This window comes from Mycobacterium sp. ITM-2016-00316 (assembly GCF_002968335.2).
In the GTDB taxonomy this organism is placed as follows: Bacteria; Actinomycetota; Actinomycetes; order Mycobacteriales; family Mycobacteriaceae; genus Mycobacterium.
Genome location: NZ_CP134398.1, coordinates 3,859,931 through 3,884,924 on the forward strand (window position 1 = coordinate 3,859,931; position 24,994 = coordinate 3,884,924).

Here is a 24,994-nt window from a genome sequence, read left to right on the forward strand (position 1 = left end):
CTACTCGGCGTTCGTCATGAACACCGCCTCCCATGTGCTGCACGGTCTTTGGCGGGCACCGGAAGCGCAGAACCACAAGTTCAACTCGCTGCGGCACTGGACATCGCTGGCCGCCGAGGTCGACAGGGCCGGCTACGACCTGCTGTTCTTCGCCGACGTGTTCGGTCTGCGGGCGCCGTGGAACGGTAACTGGCGCAAGTCGGTCGAGGGCGGGATCCAGATCCCGGTCAACGATCCCTCCGTACTGGCGTCGGCGCTGGCGGCGGCGACGGACAACCTGGGCATCGTGTTCACCAGCTCGATCATCCAGGACCACCCGTTCAACTTCGCCAGAAGAATGTCCTCGCTGGATCACTACACCGAGGGCCGGCTCGGCTGGAACATCGTCACCAGCTTCAACGCCAACATGTTTCGCAGCTTCGGCCACGAAGGCACCCTCGCCCACGACGAACGCTACGAGTGGGCCTACGAGTACGTCGACGTCGCCTACAAGCTGTGGGAGGGCTCGTGGGACGAGGACGCGCTGGTGCAGGACAAGGAGCGCAGCGTGCACTCCGATCCGGCCAAGATCCACAAGATCAACCATGTCGGGCAGCGCTACAGCGTCGAGGGGCCGCATTTCACCTCCCCGTCCCCGCAGCGCACGCCGGTACTCTTCCAGGCCGGCTCGTCACCGGCGGGCCAGCTGTTCTCCGCCCGAAACGCCGAAGGCGTCTATATCGGGAGCCCCACGCCGGCCGACGCCTACACGCTGACCACCGAAACCCGGGCGCTGGCCGCCGAACACGGCCGCGACCCGCAGGACATCACCTTCGCGCAGGGCCTGTCGTTCGTCATCGGTGACAGCCATGCCGACGCGATCCGTCGCAACGACGAACTCAAGCGCTATCTCGATCTGGAGGGCATCGCCCTGCACGCGCTCGGCGATGCCGGTATCGACGCCGGTGGTCTGCCGCTGGACACCCCGATCAGTGAACTCGGCGAGTTCACCGGCATCCAGAGCTTCAAGCGCTGGGCCGCCGAGGTATCCGGCAACGAGGAACCCACCATCCGCGATATGGCCTGGGTGCTCGAGGGCGCCAACCGCGTGGTCGGCACGCCCGAGGAGATCGCGGATCGCCTGGAAGAGTGGCGGGAGGCCGGTGTCGACGGCATCAACGTCTACCACGCCACCGTGCCCCAGTCGTTCCGCGAGGTGGCAGACCGATTGTTCCCGACCCTGCGCGAGCGTGGGCTGATCGGCACCGACAAGTCGGGCACGCTGCGCCAGAAGCTGCTCGGGCGCGGTGACCGGCTGCCGGCCAGTCATCCGGCGGCCAGGTACCGCGGCGCGTTCACCGACAACTCGCTGGCCGATCAGGTACCGGAGCCCGCCCCGCACCAGCGACAGAGTCTCAGCACCAGCGCCTGATCAACCCCGCGCGAACCGCACGTGCGGCAGGCCGTCCTCGATGCTGACGCGGCACCGCACGCCGTAGACGGCGGCGATGAGAGGCTCGGTGAGCACCTGAACGGGGGCGCCGGTGGCCACGACCCGGCCGGCGGAGAGCACCACGACGTGGTCGCAGAACATCGCAGCCAGGTTCAGGTCGTGTAGCGCCACCACCGTGGTGACGTTCAATTGCCGCACCAGTGCCAAGATCTCCAGCTGGTGGGCGATGTCGAGGTGGTTGGTCGGCTCATCCAGGAGCAGATGATCGGGATCCTGGGCCAAGGCTCTGGCGATCTGGACCCGCTGGCGTTCCCCGCCCGAGAGCATGTGCCAGTAGCGGTCGGTCATGCCGGCGAGCCCGGTGGCGGCCAGCGCGGCGTCGACCACCCGCGCGCCGTCCGGGTCCGCGCCGATCATCCCGGTGTACGGAATGCGGCCCAGCCGCACCACATCGCGCACCGTGACGTGCAGTTCGGTCTCGGCGTGCTGGGCGACCATCGCCACCCGGCGGGCCAGTGCGCGCCGAGGCATCCGGGCCACCGGCTCGTCGTCGAGGTGCACCGTGCCGCGACTCGGCCGGTCCACCCCGGCCAGCAGTCTCAGCAGCGAAGACTTACCGGAGCCGTTCGGCCCCAGCAGGCCGACCGTGGCCCCGGGCGCCGGTTCCACCGTGACACCGTCGAGCACGAGCCGGCCCGACCGCGTCCAGCTGACCTGGTCCGCATGCAGGGTCATGACGGTATCCCCCGGCGGCGCAACAGGATCAGCGCGAACGCCGGGACACCCAGCAGCGCCGTCACCACGCCGGTGGGCAGTTCCTGCGGCGCGAACACGGTGCGGGCCAGCGTGTCGACCCACACCATGAACACCGCGCCGAAGATGGCGACCGTCGGCAGCAGCCGCAGGTGCGCCGGCCCGACCACGAATCGCGCCGCGTGCGGCAGCACCAGGCCGACGAAGCCGATGGCGCCCGCCGCGCTGACCAGTGACGCGGTGATCAGTGCGGTCATGACCAGCAGCACGATCCGCGCCTGCCGCACCGACACGCCGAGCGTGGCGGCGGCATCGTCGCCGAAGGCGAAGGCGTCCAGGGCGCGTGCGTAGGCCAGGCAGCACACCAGGCCGGCGCCGACGACGACGCTGCACACCGCGACATCGTTCCAGGACACCCCGGCCAGCGAGCCGAGGAGCCAGAACAGCACCCCGCGGGTCTGCTCGGCATCCGCCGAGGACAGCACGATGAACGATGTGAGCGCCGAAAACAGTTGGGTGGCTGCCACTCCGGCGAGCACCACCCGATCGGTACCGCCGCCCGCGGCGTGCGCCAGCAGCAGCACCACCCCAAAGGACAGCACCGCCCCGACGAACGCGCCACCGGACAGGGTCAGCGTGCCGGCACCCACGCCGAGCACCGCGATCAGCACCGCCCCGGTCGACGCGCCCGAGGAGACCCCCAGCACGAACGGATCGGCGAGTGGGTTGCGCAGCAAGGACTGCAGGATCGCCCCGCACAGCGCCAGGCCCGCACCGCACACCGCGGCCAGCAGCACCCTGGGCAGCCGCAGCTGCCAGACGATGCCGTCCTGGATCCGGGTGGCGCCCGACGGTCCGGCACCCAGATGCTCGGCGACGATCCCGTACACGTCGCGCACCGACAGTGCCGCCGGACCGATCGTGATGGCCACCGCCGCCGAGACGACCAGCAAGGCCAGTCCGAGCACCCACAGGACTGGCAGCGAACGCGTACGCACGGTCAACGGCCGGCGGCGAATCCGAGTCGGCGCAGGCCGTCTGCCACCTTCTCGGTGCCGTCGACGGTCCGGATCGAGGGATTCAGGTCAGCGCCGTTGACCACGACATAGCGCTTCTCCCGGACGGCGGTCAACCGCGCGGTGACCGGATTCGATTCCAGGAACGCGATCTTGGCGGCCAGCGCGTCGCCGTCGATGGTGCGCCGGCTGAGGTCGGCGAGCACCAGCACATCCGGGTCTCGGTCGGCGATCACCTCCCAGCTCACCTGCGGCCACTCCTCGGTGGTGTCCAGGAAGATGTTGCGCGCGCCGACGGTGTCGGTGATCACCCCCGGTGAGCCGCAGCAGCCGCCGAAGTACGGGGCCCGGATATCGGAGAACCAGTACGCCAGGTCGGCATCGGCGCGCAGCCTGCTGTCGCGCATCCGCTGCTCCAGACCCGCGATCAGTTCCTCACCACGCTCGGGGACATCGAATATCCGCGCCAGATCCCGGATCTCGCCGTAGATCGCGTCCATCGTGAACGGCTCGGTGCGGGCACCGTCGGCGTTGACCGACACCTTGCCCACACAGTCGCTGGGCGCAAGGTAGGTGGGTACACCCAGCGAGTCGAACTGATCGCGGTCGGCGACACCACCCGGTCCCAGCGTCCCGGCGAACGAGGCGGACACGAAGTCCGGCTCGGCGTCCAGCACGGTCTCCAGGGAGGGTTTGTTGACCGCCAGCTGTGGGACCTTGGCGTTGTCCTCGGCGAGGTTCTCCCGCACTGGATCCGTCCACGTCGCGGAGCCGACCATGCGGTCGGCCAGGCCCAGCGACAGCAGGATCTCGGTGGAGCCCTGGTTCAGCGACACCGCCCGCTGCGGAGGCGTGTCGATCACCACGTCACGGCCGCAGTTCTGCACCGTGATCGGGAAACCCGCTGCCGCGGCGCCCTGTTCGACGGGAGCGTCGGGCTGACCGCACGCGGTCAGCACCATCAACGAAGCCGCGACGAGGATCCGGTGGCCGATCATCCGGGCTGCCCGACGGTCGCGAAACCCGCGGCGAGCTTTTCGACGGCGTCGACCTGCCGGATGCCCGGATCGAGCTCCGAGCCGGTCAGCACGACATAGCGTTTCTCCCGGACCGCCGTCATGTTGCGGGTCACCGGATTGGACTCCAGGAACGTGATTTTGGTGTCCAGCGCGTCACCGTCGATGCGCTTGCGACTCAGATCCGCAAGTACCAGCACGTCGGGGTCGCGATCGGCAAGCGCCTCCCAGCTGATCTCGGGCCAGTCCTCCCTGGCATCGGCGAACACGTTGGTGGCACCGACCTCCCGGGCGTAGAGGCCCGGAGCCGAACAGCATCCGGCCAGATACGGCGTGCGCAACCCGGAAAACCAGAACGCGACGGTGGCACCCTGCTGCGGGATCCCCGGCGCATCGCCCAGCCGCTGCCGCAGATCACGCACCAGCTGTGCACCGCGGTCCTGTACATCGAAAATCTGCGCCAGTTCGGTGATCTCACGAAACAGGGTGTCCATTTCCAGCGGCGCGGTGCGGGTCACCGTCTCCCCGTCCACCACCGCGTCGGTGCACACCGACGGCGACTGGTAGGTGGGGATCCCCAGTTCGGCCAGGCGTTCACGTTCACCGACGACCGCCGGGGTGAAGGTGTGCGCGCTCGCCGAGGTGATGATGTCGGGTTCCAGATCGAGTACGGCTTCCAGGCTCGGGTCGTTGTCCGCGAGGCGGGGTACCCGGTCGTTGTCGGCCGCCAGTTCGGGGAGCACCGGGTCGAACCAGGTCGACGTGCCCACCATGCGGTCGGCCAGCCCGAGGGAGAGCAGGATCTCGGTGGAGGCCTGATACAGCGACACCGCCCGCTGCGGCGCGTGTTCGAAGGTGACCTCCACGCCGCAGTTCTGCAGTGTCAGAGGGTAACTGGTGGCGTCGGGGTGGTCGGCCTGCGACGGTGCAGGCGCCGGCGTCTCGGTTCGGCTACACGCGGTCACGAGGAGCAGCAGGGATACAAGCGTGATGAGTGCACGCACGGCGGTGACTTCCTTCGGTGCAGGGCCCAGGCGCGGAGCCGTCGACGGTTCAACGACCGCAGGCATTCGGGCTCAGAGGTCAGGCCTCATACCGTTGCGCGTCAGCTCCGGGTTCTCACCGGATTTCCCTGCAGGTCAGCACCCGCACTCTACCGCCTGCACCTCATCGTGGATTCCGCCACATCGGATACATGACGGGACCTCCGTCGGGCAGCTCGATCTCCCCGGTCACCTCGAAACCGAACCGCTGGTAGTAACCGATGTTGTCGGGATTGCTCGACTCCAGATACGCCGGTGCGAATTCGGCGTCGCAACGGTCCAGCCGGGACCGCATCAAGGCGTGCCCGAGCCCGGCTCCGCGCACCTGCGGGTCGCTGCCGATGACCCCCAGATACCAGTGCGGCTCTTCGGGATGCTCGTGTTTCATGAGTTCGGTGATCCGCATGCCGCGACGCACCGCGGTGCCGAAGGCAAGCAGCATGCTCGGCGCGGCACGCAACTCCTCGACGGTGGTGTGCTGCCACTTGCCCGGCGGATCCCACAGTGCCGCGGCGCCGATGTTCGTCCCCACCGACGCGACCTCGACACCACCGTGGGCCAGGTGGTGATGGCGGGTCAGTCCCGCGAACAGCTTGTGCAGCTTGCGCCGCCGGGCCTGCGCGTCGGGCAACAGCCAGGTCATCACCGGATCATCGAAGAACGCGCGGCCCAGCGCGTGCGACAGCGCCGGGATATCGGCTCGCGCCGCGGACCGCACCGCGACGTCGTCGGAGTTGTTCACGCCGTCCATTCAGCCCTGCGTGATGTACGCCTGCAACTGCTCCCTGGTGGACTCCAACTCCTGCATGCGGGTCTTGACCACGTCACCGATGCTCACGATGCCGGCCAGCCGGCCGTCCACCAGAACCGGGATATGGCGGACCCGGTTGTGGGTCATCGCAGCGCTGAGGCTGTCCACCGAATCCTCGGGCGAACAGAACAGCAGATGTTTGGTCATGATCTCGCTGACCGGCCTGCTCAGTAGGTCCGCACCGAGGTCATGCAGTCTGCGCACCACATCGCGTTCGGACACGATGCCCACCGGCCCGTCCGGGCCGACGACCACCATCGCACCGATATTGCGGTCGACGAGGCCGGTGAGCAGCACGGACACCGGGGTCTCCGGGGTGATCGTCGCGACGGCGGCACCCTTGGCCTTCAGTACGTCGGCGATGCGCATGGCAACCTCCCGCCAGAATGTGACCTCGAACACAGTCCAGGCTACGTCGGATCCGCATCCGTTTGGCCGATTGAGTCGAACCCACGCCGATGGACGCGTATATGTGAGCCATGATCGAAGTGACGCTCCTGGGCACGGGCAGCCCCATCCCCGACCCCGATCGGGCCGGCCCGTCCACGCTGATCCGCGCGGGTGGTCAGACCTTTCTCGTCGACTGCGGTCGCGGGGTCCAGCAGCGACTGGCCGCCGCCGGATCCGCGGCCAACCTGCTGACGGCACTGCTGCTGACGCACCTGCACAGCGATCACATCGCCGATCTGGGCGATGTGATCATCACCCGCTGGATCTCCACGTTCACCCCAGACCCCGCACCGTTCCAGATCATCGGCCCACCGGGGACCGCGGACGTGGTGTCCGCCACGCTGGCGGCATTCGCCCACGACATCGGCTACCGCATCGCCCATCACGCCGACCTCACCGAACCACCGGCCATCGAGGTGCACGAGTACACCGAAGGTGTGGTGTGGGACGTCGACGGTGTGCGGATTCAGGCGGCGCCGACCGACCATCGTCCGGTCGCACCGACCATCGGCTTCCGCATCGAACACGACGGCGCGTCGGTGGTGCTGGCCGGTGACACCGTGCCGTGCGACACCCTGGACGAGCTCGCCTCGGGCGCAGGGGCGTTGGTGCACACCGCGATCCGTCACGATCTCATCGACGCCATGCCGCTGCAGCGAATCCGCGACATCTGCGACTACCACTCGTCGGTCGAGCAGGCCGCCGACACCGCCGCACGCGCCGGAGTGGGCATCCTGATCCTCACCCACTACGTGCCGAGCCCCGCCCGAGGCCAGTACGACGACTGGCGCGCCCTGGCGGCCACGGTGTTCGACCGCCAGATCGAACTCGGCGACGACCTGCACCGGGTGCAGGTACATCCCGGCGTCTGCACCAAACCCCAGTGATTTGTGGAGTTTTTGTCGGACTCATTCCGACAAAAACTCCTCAAACCGCGTCAGGCCAGCCGGGTGATCTCCACGACCACATCGAGGTCCGTGGACCCCTCCCCGGAGTAGATGCCCTTCAGCGGTGTCACATCGGCGTAGTCGCGGCCGACGCCGACGCTGATGTACTGCTCGTTGATGGCCTTGTCGTTGGTGGGGTCGTAGTGCCACCAGTCACCCGTCCACGCCTGGATCCAGGCATGGCTCTGTCCTTCGATGGTGTCGCCCACCTTCGCGGTGCGCTTGGGGTGCAGGTATCCCGAGACGTAACGGGCTGGAATTCCCATGCCGCGCAACAGGATCAGCGTCAGGTGGGCATAGTCCTGGCAGACACCCTTGCCTTCACGAAGCGCGTCCAGGCCGGACGAGTGCACACCGGTGGTGCCGGATACGTACTTGAGTTCGCCATGCACCCAGCGCGCCGCCTCGATGACCGCCTGCTGGGGTTCGTGGTACTTGGCGATGCGCCGGCCCACTCGTTCGATGCGCTTGCTGGCCGGTGTGTAGACCGTCGGAGTGAGCAGCTCGTCGAAACGGTCGATCACCGCCGCGGTCTCCAGGTCCGCCCAGGTCACCGTTGACTGTGGGGCGTCCGGCTTCTCGGTCTCGACCACCGAGGATGCGGTGACCTCCAACTCGGTGTGCGGCGCATGCAGGTCGAAGGTCGTGACGGCGGTGCCCCAGTAGTCCACGTACCGGTACTGCCTGGTGGCCGGAGTGGTCTCCACCCGGTTGAGGATCACGTTCTGGCGCGAATCCGACCGCGGCGTCAGCCGCGCCTCGTTGAACGACGCGGTGACCGGCGACTTGTACGCATAGCCCGTTGCGTGGACCACTCGCATGCGCCACATCAGATCTCCCCCTCTTCGATGACGGTGCCACCCGCGCGTCCGGCGTCGGTCCACGCCACCCAGGGCGCCGAGTGAAAGTACTGCAGCGCCAGGGCGTCTCCGACGTCGACACACGTCTGCTGCAGGGCCGCCAATTGATCTTCCAGTGACTCCAGCAGTGCGCCGGGCGGCAGGAACTCCAGCTCACTTCGGGCCCGGCCGAGCAACCGCTGCGCCTCGGCGGTCGATCCGACCCGACTGTGCCTGCGGTGCAGCAGTTCGTCGAGACTGTGCTCGGCCAATCGCAGCGAGTAGTAGATCGATCGCGGGAAAAGCCGGTCCAGCAACATGAACTCGACGACCCTGCTGGCGTCGAGGACACCACGGTAGGTGCGCAGGTAGGTGTCGTGGGCGCCCGCCGAACGCAGCACCGTGACCCAGGCCGGCGATGAACCGCTGTCACCGACCCGCGACAACAGCATGCGCACCGTCATGTCGACGCGTTCGATGGCCCGTCCCAGCACCATGAAGCGGTAACCGTCATCGCGCGACAGCGTCGAATCGGCCAGGCCCGCGAACATCGCAGCCCGGCCCTCCACGTAGGCCAGAAACTCGTGCGGGCCGAGGCGTCGTGCCGCGCGTTCCCGCTCGGCCAGGGCGTTGTAGGTGGTGTTGAGGCACTCCCACATCTCGGTGGACGTGACCTCGCGTGCGCCTCGGGCATTTTCGCGTGCCGCGGTGATGGACTCGACGATCGAACAGCCGCCCTTGGTGTCCTTGCCGAAGGCCACCAGATCGGTCAGCGACCAGACGTCCAGCTGCTGTTCCGGGGGTTCGATATCGAGCACCTGCAGCAGCACCCGTGAGGTCTGATCGGGATCGACGCTGGAGTCTTCCAGCAGTTGATGCACCACGACATCGAGGATGCGAGCGGTGTCGTCGGCGCGCTCGACGTAGCGGCCGATCCAGTACAGCGATTCCGCGTTACGGGCCAACATCAGTCGACCACCGCCTGCTGCTGCTGCTGCTGCTGTTGTTGTTGGTCCTGTTGACTTGAGCCACGGGCCCCCTGGGTCTGCTGCTGTTGGGTTTGTTCGCTCTTGGCCTCTCGGCCGGGTTTGCCGTTGCGGGCAGCCTTCTCAGCGACCGACGGTTTGCCGGGCTTCGGAGCGTCGGGCAACGAACGCACCACCTCGGCGGCGGCCAGCTCACGATCTGCTGCCGACGTCCGCGATGCCAGCACCCAGGTGTCCTTGGATCCACCGCCCTGGCTGGAGTTCACCACCAGCGAGCCCTCCGGAAGCGCGACCCGGGTCAAGCCGCCGGGGAGCACCCAGACCTCGTCGCCATCGTTGACCGCGAACGGGCGAAGGTCCACATGCCGCGGCGCCAGGTGGTCGCCGATCTGGGTCGGCACCGTCGAGAGCTGCACGACCGGCTGTGCGATCCAGCCCCGCGGGTCGGCGCGAATCTTCTTGCTGATCGTCGCGAGTTCCTTTTCATTGGCATCCGGACCGAACACGATGCCGTAGCCGCCAGAGCCCTCCACGGGTTTGATCACCAATTCGTCGACCCGGTCGAGCACCTCTTCGCACTCCTCATCCAGCCAGCAACGGAAGGTGTCGACGTTGGCCAGCAACGGCTTTTCGCCCAGGTAGTACTCGATGATGGTCGGCACGTAGGTGTACACCAGCTTGTCATCGCCGACGCCGTTTCCGACCGCGCTGGAGATCACCACGTTGCCCGCGCGGGCGGCGTTGAGAACCCCGGCCACCCCGAGGACCGAATCCGGCCGGAACTGCATCGGATCCAAATACTCGTCGTCGATGCGGCGGTAGATGACGTCGACCTGACGCTCCCCCTCGGTGGTGCGCATGTAGACGGTGTTGTCGCGGCAGAACAGGTCTCGGCCCTCCACCAGTTCGACACCCATCTGGCGGGCCAGCAGCGAATGCTCGAAGTAGGCGGAGTTGTAGACGCCGGGGGTCAGCACGACGACGGTCGGATCGGCCTCGTTGGTGGCCGCCGCCTTGCGCAGCGCGCGCAACAGGTGCGAGGAGTAGTCACCCACCGCCCGAACCCGGTGGGAGGCGAACAGGTTCGGGAACACCCGCGCCATGGTGCGGCGGTTCTCCATCACGTAGGACACCCCCGACGGCGAACGCAGGTTGTCCTCCAGGACCCGGAACGTGCCCTGCGCGTCGCGGACCAGGTCGATGCCCGCGACGTGGATGCGCACGCCGTTGGGGGGCACGATGCCGACCGCCTCGCGGTGGAAGTGCTCGCAGGAGGTGATGAGCCGGCGCGGGATCACCCCGTCGCGCAGGATCTCCTGTTCCCCATAGATGTCGTCGAGGTAGAGCTCGAGCGCTTTGACGCGCTGCGCGATGCCCTTCTCCAGGCGTGACCACTCGGCCGCGGAGATGACGCGGGGCACCAGGTCGAGCGGGAACGGGCGTTCCTGACCGGACAACGAGAAGGTGATGCCCTGGTCGATGAAGGCGCGGCCGAGGGCTTCGGAGCGGGCGGCCAGCTCGGAGGCGTCCGACGGCGAAAGTTCAGCGAAGATCCCCTTGTAGGGCCCGCGGACGTTGCCTTCGGCGTCGAACATCTCGTCGAAGGCCGCCGAGTACCTGCCCAGATTCTCGTAGCCGTCGAAAATGCCGGCCTGGCGTTTGACCGCGCGGGAACCCGAGCGCGACGTACGGGCAGTTTCGTTCGGCAGGGTTCGTAGGCTCACCACTGCCATGCTGCCGTAAGTCCGTCATTTCGGCAGGCCAGTCGCTCCGCTTTGGGGGTTTGGCGCCCTCGCTGGTAACCTGAACAACCGCTGCCCAGCCGCGATTGCACGGCCGGGCGTCCAAGACGTATCCCAACCGACGTTTTACGAAGGAACTACACGCGTGGCCAACATCAAGTCGCAGGAAAAGCGCATCAAGACCAACGAGCGTCGTCGACTGCGCAACCAGTCGGTGAAGTCGTCGCTGCGTACGGCTGTGCGCGGGCTGCGCGAGGCCATCGACGCCGGTGAGAAGGACAAAGCAGGCGAACTGCTGGTCGTGACCAACCGCAAGCTGGACAAGGCTGCCAGCGCGGGCGTCATCCACAAGAACCAGGCCGCCAACAAGAAGTCCGCGCTGTCGCTGGCCGTCAACCAGCTCTGATTTCTGTCCGCACACCCGCGCGTCGACGATCCACTGTCACGCGCGGGTTTTTGCGTGTCCGGGCTCAGTCGGTAGCGAGTTCGGCGACCTTGCGCACCGCAGCCTCCAGCGCGTAATCCGCATCGGCCGCCGCGCCCTTGACGTCGGCGTTCAACGACGCGACCACCCGCAGTGCTTCGGCCACCCGGTCGGGCGACCAACGCCGCGACTGCTTCTGCGCCTTCTGCACCCGCCACGGCGGCATGCCCAGTTCCCCGGCCAACTGGTACGGGTCACCCCGCAGCGGGCCCACCCGGGCGATGGTGTGCACCGCCTCGGCCAGCGCATCGGCGAGCACCACATGGGGTTCCCCGCTGAGCATCGCCCACCGCAGCGCCTCCGCCGCTCCGGGCACGTCACCCAGGACCGCTTTGTCGGCGATGTCGAAGCCCTTCACCTCGGCCTTGCCCTGGTGGTACTGGCGCACCGCTGCGGCATCGACGGTGCCGTCGGTGTCGGCAACCAACTGTGAGCACACCGCCGCCAATTCACGGATGTCCGAACCGACCGCATCGAGGATCGCCGTGACGGTGTCATCGTCGACCTTCACCTTCAACGTCCGGAACTCACGGCGCACGAAGTCGGCACGGTCGGCGGGTTTGGCGATCTTCGCGCACGGATGCACCTGAGCACCAAGTTTTTTGAGTTGGTCGGCCATCGCCTTGGCGCGACCTCCGCCGGAGTGCACCACGACCAGCTGGGTACCCGGCGGCAGGTCGGCCGCCGAGCTGACGATCAGGGCTGCCGCCTCCTTGCCCGCCTCACCGGCGGATTCCAGCACCACGACCCGTTCATCGGCGAACAGCGACGGGCTCAGCAGTTCGGCGAGCTCACTGGTGCTGACCTCACCGGCGCGCAACCGGTCCACTGGGACGTCGACCGTGCCCGCTTTCTTGCGGGCGGTCTTCAGCACGCCGGCCACCGCACGCTCGATGAGCAGTTCCTCGTCGCCGAGGACGAGGTGCAGTTCCGCGGTGTCTGTCACCCAAGGATCGTTTCACGCCGCGCCGACAACCCCGGAGAGGGTCCAGGCCAGTAGGCAGCAGGCCGCGGTGGCACACAACATCCGGCCCCACCGCCGCCGCAGGCTCAGAATCAGCGTGATGCTCACCGCGGTGACCAACGCCATACCGACGAAGCCGGACGGAACGGTGACCGAGGCCCCCGGCACCGCCGCGATCCGGTCCGCCACCGACAGCAGCCACCACAGCTCGGGCCCGGTGAAGCGGATCAGGATGCCCGCTGCCTCCGGCGAGAAGGCCGACAGCGCCGCCGCGACGGTGCCGATCACCGTGATCGGCGGGATGACGACGGCGACCAGCAGATTGGCCAGGACCGCGAGCACGCTGAACCGGCCCGAGATCCCGGCAATCAGCGGGGCGGTGACCAGCTGAGCGGCCAGCGCGATGCTCACCGCGGCGGCCAGCGGTGTGGGCCAGCCGCGCTCGACCAGGCGGGCCGACCAGGTCGGGGCGATCACGACCAGGGCGGCCGTCGCCACCACCGACAGCGCAAACCCCGCATCGACGGCCAGCTGTGGCGCCACCGCCATCAGCGCGACGACGCTCGCCGAGAGCACCGGGATCGCCTGCCGACGGCGATGGGTGAGCACCGCGAGCAGGGCGATCCCGCCCATGACGGCCGCGCGCAGCACGCTCGCCGACGGTTCGACCACGACGACGAAACCGATCAGCACCGCCAACGCCAGCAGGGCCGCCATCCGGGGTCCTACCAACGCGGCGACGAGCAGGGCGGTGCCGCACACGATGGTGACGTTGGCTCCCGAAACCGCCGTCAGATGGGTCAGGCCCGCGATCTTGAAGTCATCGGCCGTCGTCGCAGGGACCGCGGACATGTCGCCGAGCACCAAGGCGGGCAGCATCGCGGACTGTTCGGCGGGCAGCACCCGGCGCGCGGTGTCGGCGAACTCCGAGCGGATGTGCCCGGACAGGCGGCGCACCGTAGGGATAGCTCCGAGCGTCGGCTCGCCGATCGCGGTGAGCACGGCGACGCTGAGATCTGGCCGCAGCGGACGCCCGATGCGTGCCCGGAAGGTGGCCGGGCGGCCGACGGTCAGTTCGGCAAAATCCGTCACCGGCGCGAAGACCAGCACCATGCCGGTCAGCGGGTTGCCGTCCAGTTCCAGCAGCCCGCCCCGGAACATGATGCGGCCCTGCCCCAGTGATCGCGGCGACTCCGTGGGGACCACACCGACGGTCGCGGTGTGGCCGTGCCGCGCAGCAATCGGATGATGCCGCGCATCGTGGGCACGCAGGGCGATCGACAGACCGAAGGCGGTGCCGATGACCGCGACCGCGGCCACCCCGGCGGCCCCCAGCGCGATCCCGCGCCGCGCGCACCACCGCCCCGCCATCGCCGTCCCCGCGACGGCACCGACCACGATCGCCACGATGACCGCGGGTGACCAGAGGATCCCGGCGGCGGTCACCGTCCAACAGGTCACCGCGCCCGGGACCAGCCGGATATCGATGTGGCGCTCGTCGGTGTTCACACATCGACCAGGCCACGGAGCTTGTCCAGGCGGGCCGGGCCGATACCGTCCACCTCGCTGAGCTGGTCGACGCTGGTGAATCGTCCGTTGGCCTCCCGCCACGCGATGATCGCCGCGGCGGTCACCGGCCCGACGCCGGGCAAGGCGTCGAGGTCCTCCGCGGTCGCGGTGTTCAGGTTGACCCGGGCCCCGGGCGCGGCGGTTGCGTTCGGCGCCGCAGGGGACGCCTGTGCGGGTGGAGCCGCCGAACTCACCGAGCTGCCCATCGGTGACGGTGATCCAGGTGGTGCCGCCAACCCGACGATGATCTGTTCGCCGTCCGCGACGCGGCGGGCCAGATTCAGCCCGACCAGATCCGCGCCGTCCACCGCGCCGCCGGCGGCCTCCAGTGCGTCGGCTATCCGGTCCCCCGCCGTCAGCGTCACCAGCCCGGGCGTGTTGACCAGGCCGACGACGCTGACCACCACCGGTCCATCCGGCGGCTCCGCCGGGCCTGGCGCGGCGCCGGCCTGCGCGGTGGGAGATCCGGAAACCATCTGCACCGCAGGAAGATTGGCCGAGGAGACCGGCGCAGGTGAATCACGCAACACGGTGAACACCGTGACCAGCACGGCGATGATCCCGACGCCGAGCAGCGCGATCACACCGGCACGGCCCGGATCTGCCCGCAGCGTACCGAGCCAATCCCGTGCGGAGTGACTGTCCCCATCGGGCAGCCACCGGGCCAGTACGGTGTCCGATTCCTCTTCTGGCGCTTCGGTTACCGCGTCACGATCGGTCCCGATGCGACGCGTCAGACGCTGCGCGGGCGATTCGGTGTCCATGAGCCGACGGTAGGCACGCGGACCGACCTACCGGCGTCGTCGCGGGTCGTGACACCTCAGGTTGTGGATGGATCCGGCATTGTGGATGAACCGGATCAGGTGCCGTGCGAGGCGAGCACCGCGATCTGCGCAGCGTCCGGGCCTTCGACCAACAGGTAGGTGACCGCGACCCGGCCCAGTTCGGCGCCGTCGACGTCGTGGCGCACGAATGCTCCCCGGTAGAGCGCCGAGGAGGCGTTCAGCACCGTGACCTCGGCGTGAGACAACGTGGTGTGGTGGTAGTTCTGGGCGCGCAAACCGTCCACCTGGCCCTGGATCACAGCGGCGAGCTGGTCATGGGTGGACAGGCTGATGGCCCCCTCGTCGGTGGTCAATGTCAGCGGCACGGCATAGCAGTCCAGCAGTGCCGCGATCGGACGTTCCCCGCGGACAACCGCCGCGAACACCTCGAGGTACTCGTCGAACCAGCGGCCCACCGTCCCGGAATCCACAGCCATGCCGGGAGTTTAGAGCGCAGGACCGCTGATCACCGGCGGCGCCCGGCGAGTTTCCGGACGAACTGTGAGATCTCGGCGGGCTTCTCCTCGGCCATGAAATGGCCGGCGTCGATCGGTTCGTAGCTGAAGTCGGGTGCCCACGCTGCCCAGATGGCGGCGGGGTCGAAGCCCAGTTGCGCACCCCAGTCCTGCGAGATGACCCCGACCGGCATCTGCAGTTGCCTGCCGGCCTCGCGATCGGCGCGGTCCATGTCCAGGTCGATCCCGGCGGTGGCCCGGTAGTCGGCGACGATGGAGTCCACGGCGGCCGCCGATCTGTCGATGTAGTGCCGCCGGACCTCGGGGCTGAAGGTGGCCCCGTCGGTGTCCCAGGCGTCCAGGAAGGATGCGAAGAACTCCTCGGCCACCGCCGTGATCATCTTCTCCGGCAGTCCCACCGGTTGCGCCATCAAATAGAGATGCCAAGCGACCTTGGCATTCACCCCGTGCAGCACATCCCAGGTGTCCAGGGTGGGCAGCACGTCAAGAATCCCGAGGAACTGCACGGTCTCCGGCTGGTCGAGCCCGGCGCGCACCGCGACGAGCGCGCCGCGGTCATGGCCCACCACACCGAATCGGTGGTGCCCCAACGCGGCCGCGACCTTCGTCACGTCGCGCGCCATGGTGCGCTTGGAGTAGGTGTCAGCGCCGGCCTCCGCCGGCTTTCCGCTGTCTCCGTAGCCCCGCAGGTCGGGGACGATGACGGTGAACTCGTCGGCCAGGTCCTCGGCGACCCGGCGCCACATGTAGTGCGTCTGGGGAAAGCCGTGCAGCAGAACGACAGCCGGGCCGTGGCCGCCGACGGCAACGTTGATCTCGACACCGTCCTCGCCGATCTCGGTCGAGTAGCTGAATCCGTGGATGGTCATGGTGCTCAATGGGTTTCCTTCGCATGGACGGGATGGCCGGAGAAGATCCCGGCGGGCAGCCGCGCCGCTGCCGGTGGCGCGGCGCGCAGCGCGGGCAACAGGATGGCGTCGATGAGCGCCTCCAGGTAGGCGTCGTCGGTGTCGAGGCCGTTCATCCGTCGCAGCAGCAGGACCGCACCGGCCACCTCTTCGAAGGCGAACGGATCGATATCGTGCGGCAGTTCGCCGCGCCGGACGGCGGCTGAAATGACGGTCGGCGGCAACCGAGCACCGGTGGGTCCCACGGTCCGCTCGATCTCCTCGCACAACGCCGGATCCTCCAGACCGGCCTGCAGCAGCAGTAATGCGGTCTGCCCGTCGGTCGAACGCATCGTGGTGATCAGCCTCCGGCACAGGGCCAGCAGGTCTCCGCGCAGACTGCCGGTGTCGATCTCGTCGGGTCCGTCGCGGTGCGCGGGGATGGCCTTCAACGCGGCGGTCACCATCTCGCGCTTGGACTTCCAGCGCCGGTACAGCGTGGCCTTGGAGGCGCCGGCCCGCCGGGCCACCTCCTCGAAGGTGACATTGTCGTAGCCGACCTCGGTCAGCAGCGCATAGGTGACGCCAAGGATCTCGGCTTCCCGCGCCTCGTCGCGGGGACGACCTCCGCGCCGCGCCTCATCTGCAGACCGGTTCAAGTACGACACGTTTCGTATCGTAACCCGAAAACCGGGAGGAGACGATTTGTGACCCGGGTTACACGGGTGAACATCTTTCGAATAATGTTCACATCCATGAGTGACCCCCTCCGCGTCATCCAGTGGACCACCGGAAACATCGGCACCCGCTCGCTGCACGCCATCATCGGCCGCGACGATATGGAACTGGTGGGCGTCTACGCCCACGGCGCGGACAAGGTCGGTCTCGATGCGGCCGAGCTCGCGGGCTGGCCGACCCCCACCGGGATCACGGCCACCAACGACATCAACGCGCTGATCGCCCTCAAACCGGATGCCTGTTGTTACAACCCGCTGTGGCCCAGCATCGACGAGCTTGTCGCCCTGCTGGCGGCCGGCATCAACGTCTGTTCGAGTGCGGCCTGGATCACCGGCGGCAAGCAGTCGCCCGAAGATCTGGATCGCATCAGAACAGCCTGCGCAACAGGCAATTCCACGATCTTCGGCAGCGGCGCACACCCAGGAATGACGAATATGGTCGCCATGGTGCTCTCGGGCTCGTGCGAGCGGGTCGACGAGATCAGGATCACCGAGTCGGTGGACTGCTCGACCTACGAATCCGCGGAAACCCAGACCGCCATGGGATTCTCACAGGACCCGGACACCCCTGGGCTGGCCGAGAGCGTGCGCCGGGAAAGCGAAGTGTTCGCCGAATCCGCGGCGATGATGGCCGATGCGATCGGCGCGAAACTGGACCGGATGACCTTCGACGTCACCTTCACCGCGGCCACCGGCGACACCGACCTCGGTTTCATGACGATCCCGAAGGGCACCGTCGGCAGCGTGCTCGGCTACCACCGCGGATGGGTCGGCGACCGCAATGTCGTGAGCGTGGGGTTCAACTGGACGATGGGCGACCACGTCACACCGCCCAAACCCCTTGAGCACGGCCATGTCATCCAGGTATTCGGCCTGCCCAACATGCGCACCGTGCTGCATTGCCTGCCGCCCAAGGACTGGGCCGAACCCGGGTTCATGGGCCTGGGCATGATCTACACCGCCATGCCGGTCACCAACGCGGTACCCGCCGTGGTCGCCGCCGCCCCGGGCATCGCCACCCTCAAGGACCTGCCACCGGTGACCGGGCGCTTCGCCGGCTGAATCACTCGGCGAGGCTGACGCACGCACCGACGGCGCCGGCGCCCACGTGCACGGCCAGCACCGCACCCATATCGCGGACCGTCAGCGACTCCAGCTGCGGCAACCGGGCCGTCAGTGCCGCGCCCAACTCGGCGGCGGCATCGTGATTGTCCACGTGGTGCACCGTGATCGACGCGGAACGCTCACCCACCACCTCGGCGATCGAATCCACCATCGCGGCATGTGCTTTGGACACCGTGCGCACCCGCTGCGCCAGCACCAACCGGCCGTCGACGTCCAGGCGTAGCAGCGGCTTCACCGACAGCGCGGTGGCCAGCCGGGACGCCGCGGTACCGATGCGCCCGCTGCGACGCAGATTGTCCAGGCGGTGCACGACGATGAACACATGCCCCCGCGGAACCACTGCGCGGGCCGCGGCCTCGACGGCGTCGAGCTCGGCGCCGGTCTGGGCGGCACGTGCCGCGGCCAGCGCGACGTAGCCCACCCCCATCGCGGCCGAGCGGGTGTTGACCACGCGCACCGCCGAACCGAACTCACGGGCGGCCGCCACGGCGGAACTGAAGGTGCTGGACAGTGCCGCCGACAGATGCACCGCGACGACACCGTCACCGTCGCTGTCGGCCAACGCCTCCCGATAGGCCTGCGCCAGATCCGTCGGCGAGGCGCCCGAGGTCGTCACCTGATTGCGGTCGAACACGTCGTTGGGGATCTCGTCGATACTGTCGCGCAGGTCGAGGTCGTCGACGAGGACGTGCAGCGGCACCTGCCGGATCGACCATTGCTTGAGTTCGTCGAGATTCAGCCGTGACGACGAATCGGTCACCACCTGGACGGTCATGACCGATCTGAGGTGTCCGGTTGGTACGCACCGGCTTCGGCGAGACCCTTGAGCATCAGATCCGCGACCGCGGCGTGCGCCTCGAAGTTCCAGTGGATTCCGTCGGGATTGCCCCGCCCGGCCATCACTTCCGCACCGACCGCGGCCTTCAGATCGACCACGGGCACCCGATGCTCATCGGCCCAGCCGGTGATGGCTTTGACGATCGGTTCGCGCCAGCGATGCGAGTTGCCGTAGGTCTCGGCGATGTGCACCGACGGTATCGTGGCCACGACAGGCAGTCCCGGCCTGTTGAAATCCAGTGCGGCCCTAGTCATTTCGAGATACTCCACGGTCAGGTGCGGGGGCAGCGCCGGCCGCGCCACCGGGGACAGTCGCGGCTGCAGCCAGCCGTACCCGTCGCGGGCCCACCGGCGCAGGAACGGCGGGCGAACGTAGCGGATCAGTTCGCGCACCGCGGTCGGCAGCGGCGAGGGTAGCGAATCCATTCCACACGTCGCGAAGATCACCGCGCCGGCACGCGGCAGCGCCGCCCAGGAACGGGGGTCCTGGGTGGCCGCCCACCACACGTCGCGACAGGTCCAGCCGATGCGGCCGATCAGTTCGACATCCCAACCAAGTTGTTCTGCAACGATATTCGGCCAGATCCTGGGGTCATCGGCGGGTAGTCCACCGGTCGGCCCGTAGTAGGACAGCGAATCGCAGAAGACGAGCAGGGTTCGGCGAGGCGCCTCAGAGGACATCGTTGGCCACCTGCGCCGAGGCATTCCACACATCGAGACGCCACTTGATGGCACCTGCCACGTCGTGCCCGGACAGCTGCGCCCAGCTGGCGTTACCCATACCACCCAGCACCGGCCAGTTGTCCACCGGCAGATCCAGCAGTCCGGCCGTCAGCGCGGCGATCAACCCGCCGTGCGCCACCAGCACCACCGGGCGGTCCGGCTCATCGGCACCCCAGCCTGGTTGGGCGGCAACGATTTCGGTGACGAGCGGAACGCTGCGGTCCGCGACGTCGACCCGGCTCTCCCCGCCGTGCGGGGCCCACCGGGCGTCATCGCGCCAGGCCAGCCGGGCACCCGGCGCCACGGCGTCGACCTCGAGGTGGGTCAGACCCTGCCAGTCCCCCAGATGGGTTTCGCGCAGGCGCTCATCGATGGACACCTCCAGGCCGGACCGCTCGCCCAGTGCGGTGGCGGTGTCCAGGGCGCGCCGCAGATCCGAGGACATGATGACCAGGGGCTGGCGCTTGGCCAGCACCTCGGCGGCCGCGTTGGCCTGCTCGCGCCCCAGTTCGGTCAGGTCGGTGTCGAGTTGGCCCTGCATCCGGCTGCCGGCGTTCCACTCGGTCTGCCCGTGCCGCAACAGCACCAGCCGGCGCACACTCACTTGCCATCCTGCGGCGCGTCTGGCTCGCCGAGATCCACGGGCACCACCGGGCAGTCCCGCCACAACCGCTCCAACGCATAGAACTCGCGTTCGTCGGTGTGCTGGACGTGCACCACGATGTCCACGTAGTCGAGCAGGGTCCAGCGCCCTTCACGGGTTCCCTCGCGGCGGGCGGGCTTGTGCCCGGCGGCGCGCATCTTGTCCTCGATCTCGTCGACGATGGCGTTGACCTGGCGTTCGTTGGACGCCGACGCGATCACGAAGCAGTCGGTGATGACCAGCTGCTCGGACACATCGATGACCAAGACGTCGTTGCCGAGCTTGTCCGCGGCGGCACGGGCCGCGACGGTAGCCATCTCGACGGCTTCCTGGGTGGCGGTCATGAGGGTTTCTCCTGTGTGTTGTCCCCGGTCGCCGCCGATGCGGGGTAGAGGTTGCGTTTGGACACGTACTGCACGACACCGTCGGGCACCAGATACCAGATGGGTCGGGCCTGCCGGGCGCGCAGCCGGCAGTCACTCGACGAGATCGCCAATGCGGGTACCTCCACCAGGGTCAGGGCATTTTCGGGCAGTTCCTTCATGGCCGCGGCGATGTGCTCGCCGTCGAGTTCGTAGCCGGGCCTGCTCACCCCGACGAAACGGGCCAGGGAGAACAGTTCCTCCCAGTTCTGCCAGGACAGGATCGAGGCCAGCGCGTCCGCCCCGGTGATGAAGTACAGGTCGGTGTCGGGATTCTGGGCGGCGAGGTCGCGCAGTGTGTCCGTCGTATAGGTGGCGCCGCCACGGTCGATGTCGACCCGGCTCACCGAGAAACGGGGGTTGGCCGCGGTGGCGATCACCGTCATCAGGTAGCGGTCCTCGGCGGCGGTGACGTGGCGGTCACGCTTCTGCCAGGGCTGCCCGGTCGGCACGAAGACGACCTCGTCGAGTTCGAATTGGTCGGCGACTTCGCTGGCGGCGACCAGGTGTCCATGATGCACGGGATCGAACGTCCCACCCATCACACCCAACCTGCGCCGTGCTGCCACGAAGAGCCAGCTTACGGCAGTGTTCCGGGTCGCTCGACGGTGCCGACGGGTCAGACCGGCAGCAGGGCGTCGATCACCGCGGCAAGCTGCTTGGCCGACCGGCACTCGTGCATCGGGATCAGGTCCGTGTAGCGCGGGACGGCCGAGTCACCGCTGCCCCACAGGTGCCTGGGCTCGGGGTTGAGCCAGTGCGCGTGCCTGCTGGCGTTCACCATCCGGGTCAGCAGCTCGGTCTCGGGGTTGCGGTAGTTGTTACGGGCGTCACCGAGGATGAGCAGCGAGGAACGCGGCGACAGCACGTTGGGGAAATTCTGCGCGAACGACACGAATGCGTGCCCGTAATCGGAGTGCCCGTCTCGGGTGTAGACGCCGGCTTCGCGGGTGATGCGCTGCACCGCCACGGCCAGGTCCGCTTCCGGCCCGAACATGTGGGTCACCTCGTCGGTGGTGTCGATGAACGCGAACACCCGCACCCGGGAGAACTGCTGGCGCAGTGCCGCGACCAGCATCAGCGTGAAGTGGCTGAAACCGGCCACCGAGCCCGAGACGTCACAGAGCACCACCAGTTCCGGTCGCGCCGGGTGAGGCTTCTTGAGCACCACTTCGATCGGCACGCCACCGGTCGACATCGACTTGCGCAGCGTCTTGCGCAGATCGATCTGGCCGTGCGCCGATCGCCGCCGCTTGGCCGCCAGCCGGGTCGCCAGCGTGCGGGCCAGCGGCTGCACCGTCTTGCGCATCTGGCGCAGCTGCTCACCGGAGGCGCGCAGGAACTCGACGTTCTCGGCGAGCTGCGGCACCCCGTACATCTGCACATGGTCACGGCCCAGCTGTTCGGCGGTGCGCCGCTTGGTCTCGGCCTCCACCATCCGGCGCAGCTGCGAAACCCGCTGCGCGGCCATCGCTTTGGCGATTTCTTCCTGCGTCGGGGTGGGTTCCTCGCCGTAGGGCGCCAGCAACCCGGCCAGCAGCCGGCCTTCAAGTTCGTCCAGTGCCATCGCCTTGAGCGCCTGATACGACGAGTACGACGGACCACGACTGGAGTTGTACCGCCCGTAGGCCTCCACGATCCGGGCGATCATGGCGGCCAACCGGTCGTCGAAATTCTCCAGATCGCTGTCGGGGCCCAGCATGTCGATCAGCGCCGCGCGCATCGCCTCGATGTCCTCGGGCGGCATACCCTCCGGGCCGGCCTCGGCATCGGGTTCGTCCTCGATGACGGTTCGTGCGCCGTACGCGGCCGGCCACCACAGGTCGAACATGGCGTCGTAGGTGTCGCGATGGTCGGCGCGACGCAGCACCGCGCAGGCCAGGCCCTCGCGTAGGGCCTCCCGGTCCCCCAGCCCCAGCACGGTCATCACCCGGCCGGCGTCCACCGTTTCCGACGGCCCCACCGCGATGCCCACGCCGCGCAGCGCCTCCACGAACTCCACCAGGTGTCCGGGGATTCCGTTGGGGGCCAGCGGCTGTGGTGGGCGGGTGCGGCGGGACGCCATCAGTTCAGCCTGAGCTCGCCGGCCGCCTTGACCTGATCGGACTGGTGTTTGAGCACCACACCGAGCGTCGCCGCGATCAGTTCGTCGTCGATGGTGTCCATGCCCAGTGCGAGCACCGTGCGGCCCCAGTCGATCGTCTCGGCCACCGACGGCACCTTCTTGAGTTGCATCCCGCGCAGCACCCCGATGATCCGCACCAGCTCCGAGGCGATCCGCTCGGGCAGCTCGGGAACCCGGGACAGCAGGATGCGCCGTTCCAGATCGGGGTCGGGGAAGTCGATGTGCAGGAACAGACACCGCCGTTTGAGCGCCTCGGACAGCTCCCTGGTGGCGTTGGAGGTCAGCAGCACGAACGGGGTCCGCTCGGCTCTGATGGTGCCGAGTTCGGGCACCGTCACCGCGAAATCGGAGAGCACCTCCAGCAGCAGGCCCTCGATCTCGATATCGGCCTTGTCGGTCTCGTCGATGAGCAACACGGTCGGCTCGGTGCGTCGGATCGCGGTCAGCAACGGACGGCTCAGCAGGAACTCCTCGCTGAACACGTCGGTCTTGGTCTGGTCCCAGTCACCCGTGCCTGCGGTTCCCGCCTGGATCCGCAGGATCTGTTTGGCGTGGTTCCACTCGTAGAGGGCACGCGCTTCGTCCACGCCCTCGTAGCACTGCAGGCGGACCAGTTCCGATCCGGTGGTCTGCGCGACGGCGCGGGCCAGTTCGGTCTTTCCGACGCCGGCGGGACCCTCCACCAACAGCGGCTTACCCAGCCGGTCGGCCAGGAACACCGCAGTGGCGGTGGCCTTGTCGGGCAGGTAGCCGGTTTCGGCGAGCCGCTTGGCGACATCGTCGATATCGGTGAACAGCGGGGCCGGGCGGGCGGGGAGGCTCACATGTGCTCTTTTCGCAGCGGTGTTCAGGCGGGACGGGTCTGGCCGTCGCCCCACACGATCCATTTGGTGGAGGTCAGTTCGGGGAGCCCCATCGGGCCCCGGGCGTGCAACTTCTGGGTGGAGATGCCGATCTCGGCGCCGAAACCGAACTGCTCGCCGTCGGTGAAGGCGGTGGACGCGTTCACCATCACCGCGGCGGCATCCACCCGCTCGGTGAACCGTTGTGCGGCAGCAAGTTCGGTGGTGACGATGGCCTCGGTGTGACCGGTGCCGTATTCGTTGATGTGCGCGATGGCGCCGTCGACGCCGTCGACGAGTGCCACGGCGATGTCCATGGACAGGAACTCCGCGCGCAGCTCCTCATCGGTGGGGTCGAGGTGGGCGGTGACGCCGGCGCCCTGCAGCGCGTTCAGCAGCCGCGGCAACACGGTGTCGGCGGCGGACCGGTCCACCAGCAACGTCTCGGCGGCATTGCAGACGCTGGGCCGCCGGGTCTTGGCGTTCAGCAGGATGCGTTCTGCCACATCAACATCGGCGGCAGCGTGCACGAAGACGTGACAGTTGCCGACACCGGTTTCGATGGTGGGGACGGTGGCGTCGCGGACCACGGCGGCGATCAGTCCGGCGCCACCGCGCGGAATGACGACGTCGACGAGGCCGCGGGCCTGGATCAGGTGGGTGACACTGGACCGGTCCTCGCTGGGCAGCAACTGCACCGCATCGGCGGGCAGCCCCTCGGCAACCAGCGCCTCGCGCAGTGCCCACACCAGCGCCGCGTTGGAGCGCGCCGCCGAGGAGCTGCCGCGCAGCAGAACCGCGTTACCGGATTTCAGGGTGAGCCCGAAGGCGTCCACGGTGACATTGGGGCGGCCCTCGTAGACGATCCCGACCACGCCGAGGGGCACCCGCTGCTGGCGCAGCTGCAGACCGTTGGGCAACGTGCTGCCGCGCAGGACTTCGCCCACCGGGTCGGGCAGGCCCGCCACCTGCCGCAACCCGGCCGCGATGCCGTCGATGCGCTGCGGATTCAAGGCCAGGCGGTCCAGCATCGCCTCGGCGGTACCCGCCGCACGCGCCGCGTCGAGGTCCTCCGCGTTGGCGGCCAGGATGTCGTGGGCGTGCGACAGCACCGCGTCCGCGGCGGCATGTAGCGCGCGGTTCTTCGCGACGGTGCTGAGGGTGACCAGCGCGCGGGACGCGATCCGGGCGGCTGCCGCAGCATCGTGGACCTGCTGGCGCAAGTCGGCCGTGACAGGTGTCTGCACACTCATTAAGCCAGCGTATCGGGCATCCCCGCGTCCGGCCCGGTGGGGGTTACC

General features: G+C 68.2%; 27 protein-coding genes and 1 riboswitch. Of the genes, 4 read left to right on the top strand and 23 right to left on the bottom strand.

The features are described 5' to 3' along the window. The first annotated feature begins 16 nt into the window (after positions 1 to 16). Positions 17 to 1,411: an NtaA/DmoA family FMN-dependent monooxygenase gene (locus tag C6A86_RS18540; RefSeq protein ID WP_105364479.1), complete on the top strand. Its 1,395-nt coding sequence runs from the start codon at positions 17 to 19 to the stop codon at positions 1,409 to 1,411. On the opposite strand, the gene C6A86_RS18545 is transcribed toward C6A86_RS18540, so the two are convergent. The 6 genes from C6A86_RS18545 to C6A86_RS18570 form a co-directional block, all read right to left on the bottom strand. Then, entirely contained in the window at positions 1,412 to 2,167 is a 756-nt protein-coding gene (locus tag C6A86_RS18545; protein WP_105364454.1) for an ABC transporter ATP-binding protein, read from the bottom strand. It lies immediately after the preceding gene. Beyond that, on the bottom strand, positions 2,164 to 3,189 hold the full coding sequence (locus tag C6A86_RS18550; protein ID WP_199196283.1) for an iron ABC transporter permease: 1,026 nt from the start codon (positions 3,187 to 3,189) through the stop codon (positions 2,164 to 2,166). Before C6A86_RS18550 ends, C6A86_RS18545 begins: the two co-directional genes overlap by 4 nt. Then, positions 3,186 to 4,199 (bottom strand): ABC transporter substrate-binding protein, encoded by a 1,014-nt coding sequence (locus tag C6A86_RS18555; protein ID WP_105364456.1) that lies wholly within the window; start codon positions 4,197 to 4,199, stop codon positions 3,186 to 3,188. The genes C6A86_RS18550 and C6A86_RS18555 overlap by 4 nt, the downstream gene beginning before the upstream one ends. Then, positions 4,196 to 5,221, bottom strand: a complete 1,026-nt coding sequence (locus C6A86_RS18560; RefSeq protein WP_105364457.1) for an ABC transporter substrate-binding protein — start codon at positions 5,219 to 5,221, stop codon at positions 4,196 to 4,198. Before C6A86_RS18560 ends, C6A86_RS18555 begins: the two co-directional genes overlap by 4 nt. A 43-nt stretch (positions 5,222 to 5,264) precedes the next feature. After that, positions 5,265 to 5,382, bottom strand: a riboswitch (cobalamin riboswitch). Between the two features lie 2 nt (positions 5,383 to 5,384). Beyond that, complete coding sequence (locus tag C6A86_RS18565) at positions 5,385 to 6,002, bottom strand: GNAT family N-acetyltransferase (RefSeq protein WP_311100821.1); 618 nt, start codon at positions 6,000 to 6,002, stop codon at positions 5,385 to 5,387. 9 nt (positions 6,003 to 6,011) lie between these two features. After that, the gene (locus tag C6A86_RS18570; protein WP_105364480.1) at positions 6,012 to 6,440 is read right to left on the bottom strand and encodes a CBS domain-containing protein; all 429 of its coding nucleotides are present in this window, start codon (positions 6,438 to 6,440) and stop codon (positions 6,012 to 6,014) included. 110 nt (positions 6,441 to 6,550) lie between these two features. Here C6A86_RS18570 and C6A86_RS18575 point away from each other — a divergent pair, with 110 nt between their 5' ends. After that, on the top strand, positions 6,551 to 7,408 hold the full coding sequence (locus tag C6A86_RS18575) for a ribonuclease Z (RefSeq protein WP_105364459.1): 858 nt from the start codon (positions 6,551 to 6,553) through the stop codon (positions 7,406 to 7,408). A gap of 50 nt (positions 7,409 to 7,458) precedes the next feature. Here C6A86_RS18575 and C6A86_RS18580 read toward each other — a convergent pair whose 3' ends face one another. From C6A86_RS18580 to C6A86_RS18590, 3 genes are read right to left on the bottom strand one after another with little or no spacing between them, the layout of a single operon-like run. After that, positions 7,459 to 8,298: a transglutaminase family protein gene (locus C6A86_RS18580; protein WP_105364460.1), complete on the bottom strand. Its 840-nt coding sequence runs from the start codon at positions 8,296 to 8,298 to the stop codon at positions 7,459 to 7,461. Continuing rightward, on the bottom strand, positions 8,298 to 9,275 hold the full coding sequence (locus tag C6A86_RS18585; protein ID WP_105364461.1) for an alpha-E domain-containing protein: 978 nt from the start codon (positions 9,273 to 9,275) through the stop codon (positions 8,298 to 8,300). Before C6A86_RS18585 ends, C6A86_RS18580 begins: the two co-directional genes overlap by 1 nt. After that, positions 9,275 to 10,888 (bottom strand): circularly permuted type 2 ATP-grasp protein, encoded by a 1,614-nt coding sequence (locus tag C6A86_RS18590; protein WP_105364481.1) that lies wholly within the window; start codon positions 10,886 to 10,888, stop codon positions 9,275 to 9,277. Before C6A86_RS18590 ends, C6A86_RS18585 begins: the two co-directional genes overlap by 1 nt. Positions 10,889 to 11,180: 292 nt before the next feature. On the opposite strand from C6A86_RS18590, the gene rpsT reads away from it, so the two are divergent. Further along, positions 11,181 to 11,441, top strand: coding sequence for a 30S ribosomal protein S20 (gene rpsT, locus C6A86_RS18595; protein WP_105364462.1), 261 nt, complete (start codon positions 11,181 to 11,183; stop codon positions 11,439 to 11,441). 64 nt (positions 11,442 to 11,505) lie between these two features. On the opposite strand, the gene holA is transcribed toward rpsT, so the two are convergent. The 6 genes from holA to C6A86_RS18625 all read right to left on the bottom strand — a co-directional run bounded on the left by holA (position 11,506) and on the right by C6A86_RS18625 (position 16,907). Next, positions 11,506 to 12,447 (bottom strand): DNA polymerase III subunit delta, encoded by a 942-nt coding sequence (gene holA / locus C6A86_RS18600; RefSeq protein ID WP_199196286.1) that lies wholly within the window; start codon positions 12,445 to 12,447, stop codon positions 11,506 to 11,508. 30 nt (positions 12,448 to 12,477) lie between these two features. Further along, positions 12,478 to 13,992, bottom strand: a complete 1,515-nt coding sequence (locus C6A86_RS18605; RefSeq protein WP_105364464.1) for a ComEC/Rec2 family competence protein — start codon at positions 13,990 to 13,992, stop codon at positions 12,478 to 12,480. Further along, entirely contained in the window at positions 13,989 to 14,816 is an 828-nt protein-coding gene (locus C6A86_RS18610; RefSeq protein ID WP_105364465.1) for a ComEA family DNA-binding protein, read from the bottom strand. Before C6A86_RS18610 ends, C6A86_RS18605 begins: the two co-directional genes overlap by 4 nt. Before the next feature lie 95 nt (positions 14,817 to 14,911). Further along, complete coding sequence (locus C6A86_RS18615; protein ID WP_105364466.1) at positions 14,912 to 15,313, bottom strand: hypothetical protein; 402 nt, start codon at positions 15,311 to 15,313, stop codon at positions 14,912 to 14,914. 29 nt (positions 15,314 to 15,342) lie between these two features. After that, positions 15,343 to 16,221, bottom strand: coding sequence for an alpha/beta fold hydrolase (locus C6A86_RS18620; RefSeq protein WP_105364467.1), 879 nt, complete (start codon positions 16,219 to 16,221; stop codon positions 15,343 to 15,345). Between the two features lie 5 nt (positions 16,222 to 16,226). Then, positions 16,227 to 16,907, bottom strand: coding sequence for a TetR/AcrR family transcriptional regulator (locus C6A86_RS18625; RefSeq protein ID WP_105364468.1), 681 nt, complete (start codon positions 16,905 to 16,907; stop codon positions 16,227 to 16,229). A 75-nt stretch (positions 16,908 to 16,982) separates the two neighbouring features. Here C6A86_RS18625 and C6A86_RS18630 point away from each other — a divergent pair, with 75 nt between their 5' ends. Next, positions 16,983 to 18,038 carry a dihydrodipicolinate reductase gene (locus C6A86_RS18630; RefSeq protein ID WP_105364469.1) on the top strand — a complete coding sequence of 352 codons (1,056 nt, stop codon included), beginning with the start codon at positions 16,983 to 16,985 and terminating at the stop codon, positions 18,036 to 18,038. A gap of 1 nt (position 18,039) precedes the next feature. Here the strand turns inward: C6A86_RS18630 and C6A86_RS18635 are convergent, their stop codons facing one another. From C6A86_RS18635 to C6A86_RS18670, 8 genes are all read right to left on the bottom strand, one after another. Further along, complete coding sequence (locus C6A86_RS18635) at positions 18,040 to 18,876, bottom strand: DegV family protein (protein WP_105364470.1); 837 nt, start codon at positions 18,874 to 18,876, stop codon at positions 18,040 to 18,042. Beyond that, the gene (gene octT / locus C6A86_RS18640; protein ID WP_105364471.1) at positions 18,873 to 19,619 is read right to left on the bottom strand and encodes a diglucosylglycerate octanoyltransferase; all 747 of its coding nucleotides are present in this window, start codon (positions 19,617 to 19,619) and stop codon (positions 18,873 to 18,875) included. Before octT ends, C6A86_RS18635 begins: the two co-directional genes overlap by 4 nt. After that, a complete protein-coding gene (gene gpgP / locus C6A86_RS18645) occupies positions 19,609 to 20,265 on the bottom strand; it encodes a glucosyl-3-phosphoglycerate phosphatase (protein WP_105364472.1) in 657 nt (218 codons plus the stop codon). The genes octT and gpgP overlap by 11 nt, the downstream gene beginning before the upstream one ends. Then, a complete protein-coding gene (gene rsfS, locus C6A86_RS18650; RefSeq protein WP_105364473.1) occupies positions 20,262 to 20,648 on the bottom strand; it encodes a ribosome silencing factor in 387 nt (128 codons plus the stop codon). Before rsfS ends, gpgP begins: the two co-directional genes overlap by 4 nt. Continuing rightward, positions 20,645 to 21,268, bottom strand: a complete 624-nt coding sequence (gene nadD, locus C6A86_RS18655) for a nicotinate-nucleotide adenylyltransferase (protein WP_233213096.1) — start codon at positions 21,266 to 21,268, stop codon at positions 20,645 to 20,647. The genes rsfS and nadD overlap by 4 nt, the downstream gene beginning before the upstream one ends. 77 nt (positions 21,269 to 21,345) lie before the next feature. Then, positions 21,346 to 22,791 (bottom strand): VWA domain-containing protein, encoded by a 1,446-nt coding sequence (locus C6A86_RS18660; protein ID WP_105364475.1) that lies wholly within the window; start codon positions 22,789 to 22,791, stop codon positions 21,346 to 21,348. Beyond that, positions 22,791 to 23,675 (bottom strand): MoxR family ATPase, encoded by an 885-nt coding sequence (locus C6A86_RS18665; protein ID WP_105364476.1) that lies wholly within the window; start codon positions 23,673 to 23,675, stop codon positions 22,791 to 22,793. Before C6A86_RS18665 ends, C6A86_RS18660 begins: the two co-directional genes overlap by 1 nt. A gap of 23 nt (positions 23,676 to 23,698) precedes the next feature. Beyond that, positions 23,699 to 24,946, bottom strand: coding sequence for a glutamate-5-semialdehyde dehydrogenase (locus tag C6A86_RS18670; protein WP_105364253.1), 1,248 nt, complete (start codon positions 24,944 to 24,946; stop codon positions 23,699 to 23,701). Positions 24,947 to 24,994: the final 48 nt, after the last annotated feature.

Bases quoted from the DNA above. Each gene is read 5' to 3' on its own strand.
- C6A86_RS18590 (WP_105364481.1), bottom strand. From the start codon at position 10,888: ATGTTCGACGCCGAAGGCAACGTCCGCGGGCCCTACAAGGGGATCTTC.
- C6A86_RS18635 (WP_105364470.1), bottom strand. From the start codon at position 18,876: ATGACCGTCCAGGTGGTGACCGATTCGTCGTCACGGCTGAATCTCGAC.
- C6A86_RS18615 (WP_105364466.1), bottom strand. From the start codon at position 15,313: ATGGCTGTGGATTCCGGGACGGTGGGCCGCTGGTTCGACGAGTACCTC.
- C6A86_RS18555 (WP_105364456.1), bottom strand. From the start codon at position 4,199: ATGATCGGCCACCGGATCCTCGTCGCGGCTTCGTTGATGGTGCTGACC.
- C6A86_RS18610 (WP_105364465.1), bottom strand. From the start codon at position 14,816: ATGGACACCGAATCGCCCGCGCAGCGTCTGACGCGTCGCATCGGGACC.
- C6A86_RS18570 (WP_105364480.1), bottom strand. From the start codon at position 6,440: ATGCGCATCGCCGACGTACTGAAGGCCAAGGGTGCCGCCGTCGCGACG.
- C6A86_RS18585 (WP_105364461.1), bottom strand. From the start codon at position 9,275: ATGTTGGCCCGTAACGCGGAATCGCTGTACTGGATCGGCCGCTACGTC.
- C6A86_RS18540 (WP_105364479.1), top strand. From the start codon at position 17: ATGAACACCGCCTCCCATGTGCTGCACGGTCTTTGGCGGGCACCGGAA.
- C6A86_RS18660 (WP_105364475.1), bottom strand. From the start codon at position 22,791: ATGGCGTCCCGCCGCACCCGCCCACCACAGCCGCTGGCCCCCAACGGA.
- C6A86_RS18620 (WP_105364467.1), bottom strand. From the start codon at position 16,221: ATGACCATCCACGGATTCAGCTACTCGACCGAGATCGGCGAGGACGGT.
- C6A86_RS18575 (WP_105364459.1), top strand. From the start codon at position 6,551: ATGATCGAAGTGACGCTCCTGGGCACGGGCAGCCCCATCCCCGACCCC.
- C6A86_RS18670 (WP_105364253.1), bottom strand. From the start codon at position 24,946: ATGAGTGTGCAGACACCTGTCACGGCCGACTTGCGCCAGCAGGTCCAC.
- C6A86_RS18580 (WP_105364460.1), bottom strand. From the start codon at position 8,298: ATGTGGCGCATGCGAGTGGTCCACGCAACGGGCTATGCGTACAAGTCG.
- octT (WP_105364471.1), bottom strand. From the start codon at position 19,619: ATGTCCTCTGAGGCGCCTCGCCGAACCCTGCTCGTCTTCTGCGATTCG.
- C6A86_RS18545 (WP_105364454.1), bottom strand. From the start codon at position 2,167: ATGACCCTGCATGCGGACCAGGTCAGCTGGACGCGGTCGGGCCGGCTC.
- rsfS (WP_105364473.1), bottom strand. From the start codon at position 20,648: ATGACCGCCACCCAGGAAGCCGTCGAGATGGCTACCGTCGCGGCCCGT.
- nadD (WP_233213096.1), bottom strand. From the start codon at position 21,268: ATGGGTGGGACGTTCGATCCCGTGCATCATGGACACCTGGTCGCCGCC.
- C6A86_RS18630 (WP_105364469.1), top strand. From the start codon at position 16,983: ATGTTCACATCCATGAGTGACCCCCTCCGCGTCATCCAGTGGACCACC.